This window comes from Vibrio sp. 1249-1 (assembly GCF_033340495.1).
In genome coordinates, this window is sequence record NZ_JAWOWJ010000446.1 from 1 (window position 1) to 746 (window position 746).

The 746-nt window shown below is 45.8% G+C and carries 1 pseudogene; it reads left to right on the forward strand.

The features are described 5' to 3' along the window. Positions 1-746: pseudogene (locus tag R7Z50_RS26905) on the forward strand (methyltransferase); the annotation flags it as partial.

The window sequence follows — 746 nt, forward strand, 5'->3', positions numbered from 1 at the left end:
ATGTTTTAGTTGCAGGTGAAGTCGAAGATATGTTCCCTCTGGAACTGACCGCACACTGTGAATCGGTCGAAGTCTTTACTTCAAACTACAGCTATTTCCGTCAAATCCGTCACTCAGATAAAATAAAAAGCCATTTTGGTTCTGAATTTGATGTGGATACTCAAGCCGACATGCTCCTGCTGTATTGGCCAAAAGCGAAAGCAGAAGCCGAATATTTGCTTGCGATGCTCATGGCTAAACTCGGCGTGAACACGGAGATTGTGGTTGTCGGTGAAAACCGTTCCGGCGTAAAGAGCATTGAAAAGATGTTCAAAGAATATGGCCCGGTGAACAAATACGACTCAGCTCGCCGCTGCTCTTTCTACTGGGGTAATTGCTTAAATGAGCCAAAACCATTCAATCAAGAAGAGTGGTTTAAGTCTTACACGGTAAAGTTTACCGGGCGTATTCAGTCATGGTCAATTTGACTTAGGCAGCCGTCTACTACTGGAAACCTTACCTAACTTGTCAGGCAAAGTGCTCGATTTTGGTTGTGGGGCCGGTGTTTTAGGCGCGTTCATGGCGAAAGCAAACCCAGAAATTGCGATTGAGATGTGTGACATCAACGCGTATGCCATCACCTCAAGCCAAGCAACGCTTGAAGCCAACGGTTTGTCTGGTCGCGTGTTTGCGTCTGACATTTACTCAGATACGGCCAATGACTACCGATTTATCATCAGCAACCCACCATTCCACAGTGGTTTAGA